Origin of the sequence: Scandinavium sp., from assembly GCF_051650185.1 — a bacterium.
In the GTDB taxonomy this organism is placed as follows: domain Bacteria; phylum Pseudomonadota; class Gammaproteobacteria; order Enterobacterales; family Enterobacteriaceae; genus Scandinavium.
This window is the reverse complement of sequence record NZ_JBOFIN010000036.1, coordinates 1-8,145: the sequence shown is the minus strand read 5'-3', so window position 1 is coordinate 8,145 and position 8,145 is coordinate 1. Positions and strand designations below refer to the sequence as shown.

The 8,145-nt window shown below is 53.4% G+C and carries 8 protein-coding genes; 2 read left to right on the top strand and 6 right to left on the bottom strand.

Going from position 1 to position 8,145, the window contains the following annotated elements; translation table 11 throughout:
* Positions 1–3: 3 nt before the first annotated feature.
* Positions 4–1,083, bottom strand: a complete 1,080-nt coding sequence (gene fliB / locus ACRCWW_RS04910) for a flagellin lysine-N-methylase (RefSeq protein WP_438681410.1) — start codon at positions 1,081–1,083, stop codon at positions 4–6.
* Positions 1,084–1,244: 161 nt separating this feature from the next.
* Positions 1,245–2,063: an HMP-PP phosphatase gene (cof, locus tag ACRCWW_RS04905; RefSeq protein ID WP_438681409.1), complete on the bottom strand. Its 819-nt coding sequence runs from the start codon at positions 2,061–2,063 to the stop codon at positions 1,245–1,247.
* Between the two features lie 104 nt (positions 2,064–2,167).
* On the opposite strand from cof, the gene ACRCWW_RS04900 reads away from it, so the two are divergent.
* On the top strand, positions 2,168–3,871 hold the full coding sequence (locus tag ACRCWW_RS04900) for an SgrR family transcriptional regulator (RefSeq protein WP_438681408.1): 1,704 nt from the start codon (positions 2,168–2,170) through the stop codon (positions 3,869–3,871).
* Between the two features lie 63 nt (positions 3,872–3,934).
* Positions 3,935–4,630: a 7-cyano-7-deazaguanine synthase QueC gene (gene queC / locus ACRCWW_RS04895; RefSeq protein WP_438681407.1), complete on the top strand. Its 696-nt coding sequence runs from the start codon at positions 3,935–3,937 to the stop codon at positions 4,628–4,630.
* Positions 4,631–4,675: 45 nt separating this feature from the next.
* Here queC and ACRCWW_RS04890 read toward each other — a convergent pair whose 3' ends face one another.
* The 4 genes from ACRCWW_RS04890 to hupB form a co-directional block, all read right to left on the bottom strand.
* On the bottom strand, positions 4,676–5,074 hold the full coding sequence (locus tag ACRCWW_RS04890) for a YbgC/FadM family acyl-CoA thioesterase (protein ID WP_438681406.1): 399 nt from the start codon (positions 5,072–5,074) through the stop codon (positions 4,676–4,678).
* Positions 5,075–5,173: 99 nt separating this feature from the next.
* Positions 5,174–5,533: a ComEA family DNA-binding protein gene (locus ACRCWW_RS04885; RefSeq protein WP_438681405.1), complete on the bottom strand. Its 360-nt coding sequence runs from the start codon at positions 5,531–5,533 to the stop codon at positions 5,174–5,176.
* A gap of 148 nt (positions 5,534–5,681) precedes the next feature.
* A complete protein-coding gene (ppiD, locus tag ACRCWW_RS04880; protein ID WP_438681404.1) occupies positions 5,682–7,556 on the bottom strand; it encodes a peptidylprolyl isomerase in 1,875 nt (624 codons plus the stop codon).
* A gap of 212 nt (positions 7,557–7,768) precedes the next feature.
* A complete protein-coding gene (hupB, locus tag ACRCWW_RS04875) occupies positions 7,769–8,041 on the bottom strand; it encodes a nucleoid-associated protein HU-beta (RefSeq protein ID WP_002444653.1) in 273 nt (90 codons plus the stop codon).
* Positions 8,042–8,145: the final 104 nt, after the last annotated feature.

The window sequence follows — 8,145 nt, the reverse complement described above, 5'->3', positions numbered from 1 at the left end:
TTATCACATGTGGAGAAGTGCAGTCCGGCGCGAATTATCTACGCCACAGATTTGAGAATCTAAGGTCAGGTACGGCGTCCGGACTGCAGGCAGAAAGAACTGGCCGGCTCTTTCTGCACGTGGGGGATAATACAAGGTCAGGAAGTTGCGCAATACATGCGGCGCAGACAGACAAGAGTCCTCGCACAACGCAAGCCATTGCTTATCAAGAGCCGCAAACTTTTCAGTTAACTGACCGATATCCGTTTGCTCTGCCACATCGAGGTACGTCGCAATGTGCTGATGGCCTTTCTTGAGATGGTCTTCACGAGCGCCATCTTTGGCTATCAGCGTTCCCAGCACGGCCAGCGCCCTGAGTTTCATCGGCACCACATCCTGCGCGGGTAACTCTGGCGCCAGGCTCACTCCAGCCTGTAAGTCAGCCATTAGCTGCTCATGCCAGTGTGCGACTTCGTCAAATCTGGCGTGCAGATTGAAATCAATACGCTGTAAATACAGAATAAATTGCGCCAGCGCCTGCAAGTTCTCTTCGATATGACGCGACGGAGCCTGAACCAGATGCCAGGCAAAGAGATGGACCACCTGCTGCACCTGGTTCAACGGCTGGCGCTGACCAATCAGATTCACCTTCCCTTTTGCCAGCAGAGACTCCTGCTCATGCAGCCTCATACTGTCGGCTTCAAACAACACCAGTCTGGCGACTTCCGGGCAAGAGAGCGTCATCGAATGGCGCGTTTCATCGTCATATCGCCGCTTCAGGCGCGGATAAGTGGAACAAGTGGGCGACAGCGCACTCTCCCCCAGCTCACGCTGAACCAGACAGAACTTGTCCTCAGCAATAAAAGGACAAAAGCCCTCTTTATTCAGTTTGATCACGGAATAACTGCTTTTGCCTTTACGGGTGCGAAGTAAGTTGGCCTGCGCAAGCGTGGCGATATCGCGGTTATCGGTGTTGAGATACGCATGGTGGGTTTTCTTGTCGATGGCGATGTTCCAGCCCTGACAGCAGGAGATAAGGCACTCCGGGCCAACACAGCTAAACCTTTCGACAAAATCAGGCTTAACGACTTTATGGATGAGCATTGGGATTCTTCACATGTAAAAGGTGAAAAATATCACGCGCCTGAACAGATTTTATAACCCCATAACCCGCTGTTTAAGTCAGTATTTCGCTACTTTAGCTCACGCCAAAAAGAAAAAAGCCGGGCTTCAAAGGAAGTCCGGCTTGCTGGAAGGGGTCTCAATCATTCGGGGGAATAAGGGAGATGTGGAGTGTCCAGCCAATGAGTCAAATAGTGTGAGACCGCCTGATTCTGGCAGTGCCCGATAACCGGTAAGTGAGGCAGCGCGGCTTTGAGCTGCGGCATGGCATTGCCCATGATGACGCCTCTTCCCACCAGGCCCAGCATTTCGCTGTCGTTCATTGCGTCACCAAACGCCATGCAGTCCGCCATCGTCATCCCAAGGTGCTGGCTCAGCACAGAAAGCGCTGAACCTTTATTCGAGCCGACCGGCAGCACTTCGAGACATTCAAACGCCGAGAACGTGAGATGTGCGCGGGAGCCCAGCGCTTCATTGAGCTGAATGCGCAGACGATTGAGATCTTCATGCTCTCCGCAGAAACAGATTTTTGTGACTTCATGTGCGGGCAGGCGTTTGAAATCACACAGCTGGTAGCGAAAGCCGCTGTAGACGTGGGCATGCAGCATTTCAGGAATTTCACGGTTGGTGAGCCAGCCGCTGTCATTGAAAACATGCATGCTGGCCTGCGTATCCCAGTGGCTGTGCAGAACCAGGTCAGCCACATCCGGGTCAAGATCGCTACGGTGCAGAACATCGCCTTCACGAGAGTGAATGCGCGTGCCGTTGCCGGTGATCAGGTAAGCATCGAGGGAAAGGTTGCCCATCAAATGACGCATTTCAAGAGCATGACGGCCAGTGGCAAACGTCAACGTGATCTCCCTTTCATGCAGGCGCTTAAGGGTTGTCAGCGTTTGTTCGCCCAGACGATGGTCGGGCATCAACAGCGTCCCGTCCATATCAAATGCAGCCAGTCTTGCCATTATCTTCCCCGGAGTGTGATGAGTGTCGCTTGTGGGAAAGTATCACCTGATATATACGGAAGGAATACTGAATAACTCTTATTTATTGTTCCGGATTTAACCCTATGCGCCAGCTCAACAGACTCAATCAGTTTCAACGCTTGTGGCAGCCCTCTTCCGGCGCACCGCAGCAGATAACCGTAGCCGAACTGGCTGAACGGTGCTTTTGCAGTGAACGGCATGTGCGAACGCTATTACGTCAGGCACAGGACGCCGGCTGGCTAACCTGGCAGGCGCAGTCAGGCCGGGGAAAACGGGGAACGCTGACGTTTCAGGTCACCCCAGAAGCTCTGCGTAACGACATGATGGAGCAGGCGCTCACTCAGGGCCAACAGCAAAATGCGCTGGAGCTTGCACAGCTTAATGCGCCAGAACTGCGCGCCTTGCTGCATCCGTTTCTGGGCGGACAATGGCAAAACAACACGCCGACACTGCGTATTCCGTATTACCGCCCGCTTGACTCACTGCATCCGGGTTTTCTGCCAGGGCGGGCAGAGCAGCATCTCGCAGGGCAGATTTTTTCCGGACTGACCCGCTTTGGTACTGAAAGCGATGAACCCATTGGCGATCTGGCGCATCACTGGGAAGTTTCACCCGATGGCTTACGCTGGCATTTTTACATTCGCTCAACGCTGCACTGGCACAACGGCGATCCTGTCGATACCGCCCAACTTCACCGACGCCTGGAGATGTTGCTTGCGCTTCCTGCGTTGCGAAAACTGTTCGCCAGCGTCGAGCAGATTGAAGTGACGCACGCTCAGTGCCTGACGTTTACGCTGACTAAACCCGACTTCTGGCTGGCGCATCGTCTGGCGAGCTATTGCAGCGTGCTGGCCCATCCGGATAACGTCACGCTGGGTACAGGCCCTTTCCGGCTGAAAATTTTCGAACCGGAACTGGTGAGGCTGGAAAGCCACAATCGTTATCACCTGAGCCACCCGCTGTTGCAGGCGATTGAGTTCTGGATAACGCCTCAGCTTTTTGAACAGGATTTGGGTACCAGCTGTAGACATCCGGTACAGATTGCCATTGGCGAGCCAGATGAACTGCGTAAACTTCGGCTGGTCAGCGACAGTATTAGCCTTGGGTTCTGCTACCTCACACTGCGTAAAAGTTCCTGCCTCACCGCGGCCCAGGCACAAAAAATCATTGCCTTAATCCATCATTCGTCGCTGATGGAGACCCTGCCTCTGGATGAAAATCTGATCACGCCAACCCATGAACTTCTGCCGGGGTGGGATATTCCGGTGACTCAGGACGCTCCAGAGGTCGCGTTCCCGTCAGCCCTGACGCTCGTTTACCATTTGCCTGTCGAGCTTCACACGATGGCCGAACAACTTCGTCTGGCCTTAGAGAAACTGGGCTGCAAACTGACGCTTCTGTTCCATGATGCGAAAACCTGGGATGGCTGCGAGGCATTGGCCAGTGCCGATTTGATGATGGGAGATCGGCTGATTGGTGAAGCGCCTGAATACACGCTTGAGCAATGGCTGCGCTGCGATTCGCTCTGGGCGCAGGTGTTAAGCGATGAGCAATATGCCGAACTTAAGCAAACACTGGATACCGTTCAGAGCCAAAAACAGCCGTTAGCCCGGCATGCGGCGCTGAAGCATGTTTTCCAGGAACTGATGGAAAATGCGGTGCTGACGCCGCTCTTTAACTATCAATACAAGATCAGCGCGCCGCCGGGCGTCAATGGAATTCGCCTCAACGCCCGTGGCTGGTTTGAATTCACCGAAGCCTGGCTTCCGGCATCCAGCGCGTCGTGAAGCTGGTGGACGCGACGCTCAGGCGCTACCATAGCGCTTTCCAAAAAGTTGACAGGATTTGCTATGAAACGCGCCGTGGTGGTGTTCAGCGGAGGTCAGGATTCGACAACATGTCTGGTCCAGGCTTTACAGCAGTATGATGAAGTACACTGTGTGACCTTTGATTATGGCCAGCGCCATCGCGCAGAGATCGACGTGGCCCGCGAACTGGCCCTGAAATTGGGTGCAAGAGCCCATAAAGTGCTGGATGTCACCTTGCTGAACGAACTGGCGGTAAGCAGCCTGACTCGCGACAGCATCCCGGTGCCGGATTACGAACCAGAAGCCAACGGTATTCCCAATACCTTCGTTCCGGGCCGCAATATTCTGTTCCTCACTCTGACGGCGATTTACGCCTACCAGGTGCAGGCCGAAGCGGTGATCTCCGGGGTCTGTGAAACAGATTTCTCCGGCTACCCTGACTGCCGTGACGAATTCGTCAAAGCGCTGAATCATGCGGTCAATCTGGGCATGGCCAAAGAGATCCGCTTTGAAACGCCACTGATGTGGATTGATAAAGCCGAAACCTGGGCACTGGCCGATTACTGGGGGCACCTCGACTTAGTGCGCAGCGAAACGCTGACCTGCTACAACGGCATCAAAGGCGATGGTTGCGGACACTGTGCAGCATGCACACTGCGCGCTAACGGGCTGAACCACTACATGGCTGATAAAGCGGGCGTAATGGCGGCGATGAAGGCGAAAACGGGCCTGAAGTAAACGCTGTAAATCCCCGCCGCGCTCTGCGTCGGGGCTCTTTTCCTGCTACTCCACCATCGCTTCCAGATGTTCGCGAAGTTCACCTTCCAGAGGCAGCGCTTTTTGTGTTTTCAGGTCGATGCAGACAAACGTAATTTGCGCGTCGGCAACGACTTCGCCTTCCGGCTCCAGTGTTACAACCTGGCTTAATACACCGCTTTTGCCGTTAAGTTGCTGAACTTTACTGGTGACGGTTAGCAAATCACCTAACACGGCCGGGCGGCGATAGTTGATGTTAATGTTTACCACCACGAACGCGATGTTATGTTTGGTCATCCATTGAAAGCCCGAACTGTTTTCAAGCCCATCCCAACGGGCCTCTTCGAGAAATTCGAGATAACGGGCGTTATTCACGTGTTGATAAAAATCCAGGTGATACCCGCGTACTTTGATTTGTGTCTGCATAGCGCAATAGCCTTTCTTAATAATAGAGTCAGAGGTCGCACACTGGTACGACCTCTTTAGTCTGGCATTTTTTTGCTGGTGTGCAAACTCCTTCGCGCGTCAGAGCATCAGATGCGGCAGATTTCTTTCTACCAGTGCGCCCCCCATTCCCGGTACCTGACGCAAGTCGTCGAGGGTTTTAAACGGGCCATACTCTTCACGGTAGCTGACAATCGCCTGTGCCTTCTTCAACCCCACCCCGTTCATGGCACGCGCTAACTCTTCGGCGCTGGCGGTGTTGATGCTGACTTTGCCACTGTCGCTCTTTTCCGGGGCTGCCGTACTTTTTGCGGCAGGCGCGGTGACGGCTTTCGTTTCCGCCTGCGCTTTGCCAGCGGACTGGGCGGCTGTAGCCTGTGAATCGATTACTGAGAAGGCAACTGAGAGAGCGATAAGACAAACTTTGATTCCTGATTTCATGCTGTTATCTCCTTGTTTGTTGACAGCGAGGCCACCATAACCGGAGAAAAAAATCAGCACAAAAGGCAATGTTCAGAATTGGAAAAGGCCGCGAAAGCGGCCTTTGAATTTTGCAGTACGTTACGAAAATCTGCGAGCGTGCTCGACGTTATTGCTGCTGTTGAACGATATCGCCCAGCTTGATCTTCGCTTCTTTACGCAGGTTCGCCATCAGTGCTTCGAAGGCAATTTGAGCGTTGTTCTGGGTAATGCCCTGAACCATCGCTTTCTTCTGCTCTTCCGGCATGGTGCCGTCTTTCACTTCATCCAGCGACAGCAGAACCACGTTCCCCTGCATGTCGGTGCCCACGCCGTAGCTTGGTTTATCTTTTTGCGGCAGCGGCAGGGTGAATGCAGCCTGGCTCACTGGATCCTGACCGGTACGGCTCAGGGTTTTCGCTGCGCTGAAGCTCAGATTAGCCGCTTTCATCGCGTCATCACCTTTACCAGCTTTCAGTTCAGCCAGCAGCTTGTCTGCATCCAGCTTCGCCTGCTGCTCTGCTTTGGTGTGCTTAACGATATCAACAACCTGGTCTTTGACTTCCGCCAGTGGCTTAACCGCTTCGGCTTTGTGCTCGCTCACGCGCAGAACAAAGGCACGATCGCCATCGACAGTGATGATGTCGGAGTTGCTGCCCGGCGTGCCGTTCTCACCGACCAGACCGCCGTTGAAAATGGCATCGGAAACAGGTTTGAAGTTCAGCTCAGCCGGCAGGTTGTCGTGGCCAAACCAGCCGGTTTCAACCACTTTCATGCCCGCAACCTGTGCCGCGCTAGCCAGTGTCTCGTTGTCATTGCTGGCCGCTTCGCTCACTTTCTGCTGCAGCGCATAGTAAGCATCCAGCGCTTTTTCCTGTTTCACTTTCGCGGCGATGTCATCATGAACGTCTGCCAGCGGTTTCACTTTAGCAGGGACAACATCATCAAGACGCGCTACCAGGAAACCAACTGAAGACTTGATCACACCAGAGAGTTGACCTTTGTCTTTCAGGCCAGCATTTTTCAGTTCATCTGGCGTGGTAGACGCTTCCAGCCACCCCATGTCGCCGCCATTTTTCGCGGAGATGATGTCGGTCGATTTCGCTTTGGCAACGTCAGCAAAGTTAGCGCCTTTGTTGATTTCGTCCAGTGCGGCTTTGGCATCTGCTTCAGTTTTGGTCTGAATCACGCTGTAGCGCACGCGCTGCGGCTGAGTGAACTGATCCTGATGCTGATCGTAGTAAGACTGGATATCGCTGTCAGACGCGGTTTCCTGCATGCTCGCTGCATCCATTTTGATGTAGCTCACGCGGAATTGCTCTGGGGCAATAAACTGGTTTTTGTTTTGCTCGTAGTAGCTATTGATTTCCTGATCGCTCACCTGCTGCTTCGCAGCCAGCGCGTTCACATCAATGGTCGCTTCGCGCACGACGCGCTGCTGAGAAACCAGCGCAGCCAGTTGATTCGTTTCACCCGGCAGCATGAATTCAGAGCCAACAATCGCGTTGATAAGCTGCTGCGTCACCAGCTGGTTACGCAGGGCTTGCGCGTACTGATCGGCGTTCATGCCCATCTGATTAACGATGCCGTTGAAACGATCGTTATCAAACTTGCCGTTCGACTGGAATGCCTGAGTCTGGAAGATGGCCTGTTTAACCTGAGCATCGCTGATGCCAAGGTTCAGGTGTCTCGCATATTGATCCAGCAGCGCCTCGTCGATAAGACGGTTCAGCACCTGCTGACGCATGGTGGTCATGTAGTTTTCATTAGACGCCAGTTCAGAGAACTGATCGCCCAACTGCTGCTGCATGCGGTTACGTTCGCTGGCAACGGCATTTTCAAACTGTGGTCGGCTAATTTCCTGACCGTTCACTTTCGCGGCGTAGGTATTGTTCCCGCCAATCAGGTAGCTGCTCACGCCGGTCAAAATGAACGACACGATAATGATACCGAAAATAATCTTGAGCACGACGCTGTTCGCGGCCGTACGTAAGGAGTCCATCATGGTGTAACAACGCTCCGCTGTAGGTGACTTTTTACCTCGCACAGCATAGCACGACTGGCGCTGCGCGTGAGGGCGTATTTTGACAAGAAAGGGGGGCAATTGTCAGCCTGCAAGTCACTTAAAAACAGAGAAAGTGTGGCTGGACAAATAAAAAAAGGCACATCAGATGATGCGCCCTTGTACTTTGTCACGATCCCTTAACGGGAAAGCGATCAGTTTACCGCGTCTTTCAGTGCTTTACCTGCACGGAAACCCGGAACTTTGGCAGCAGCAATGGTGATCTCTTTACCTGTTTGCGGGTTGCGACCAGTACGGGCAGCACGCTCTTTAACAGCAAAAGTACCAAAACCTACCAGTGCAACGTCATCCCCAGCCTGCAGAGACTCGGTGACAGAAGCGATCAAAGCGTCTAACGCACGGCCAGCAGCAGCTTTAGAAATATCCGCACCCGCAGCAATTTTGTCAATCAGTTGAGATTTGTTCACTGTTCTCTTCCTCTCTTTATAATTTATATCGCACTGGAATCCTTCGCAGTGCGACGGCGCAGCAGTTATATCAGGAGTGTCATGCCCTTACAACACCCGTTGTC

Bases quoted from the DNA above. Each gene is read 5' to 3' on its own strand.
- ACRCWW_RS04900 (WP_438681408.1), top strand. From the start codon at position 2,168: ATGCGCCAGCTCAACAGACTCAATCAGTTTCAACGCTTGTGGCAGCCC.
- ACRCWW_RS04885 (WP_438681405.1), bottom strand. From the start codon at position 5,533: ATGAAATCAGGAATCAAAGTTTGTCTTATCGCTCTCTCAGTTGCCTTC.
- cof (WP_438681409.1), bottom strand. From the start codon at position 2,063: ATGGCAAGACTGGCTGCATTTGATATGGACGGGACGCTGTTGATGCCC.
- queC (WP_438681407.1), top strand. From the start codon at position 3,935: ATGAAACGCGCCGTGGTGGTGTTCAGCGGAGGTCAGGATTCGACAACA.
- ppiD (WP_438681404.1), bottom strand. From the start codon at position 7,556: ATGATGGACTCCTTACGTACGGCCGCGAACAGCGTCGTGCTCAAGATT.
- fliB (WP_438681410.1), bottom strand. From the start codon at position 1,083: ATGCTCATCCATAAAGTCGTTAAGCCTGATTTTGTCGAAAGGTTTAGC.
- ACRCWW_RS04890 (WP_438681406.1), bottom strand. From the start codon at position 5,074: ATGCAGACACAAATCAAAGTACGCGGGTATCACCTGGATTTTTATCAA.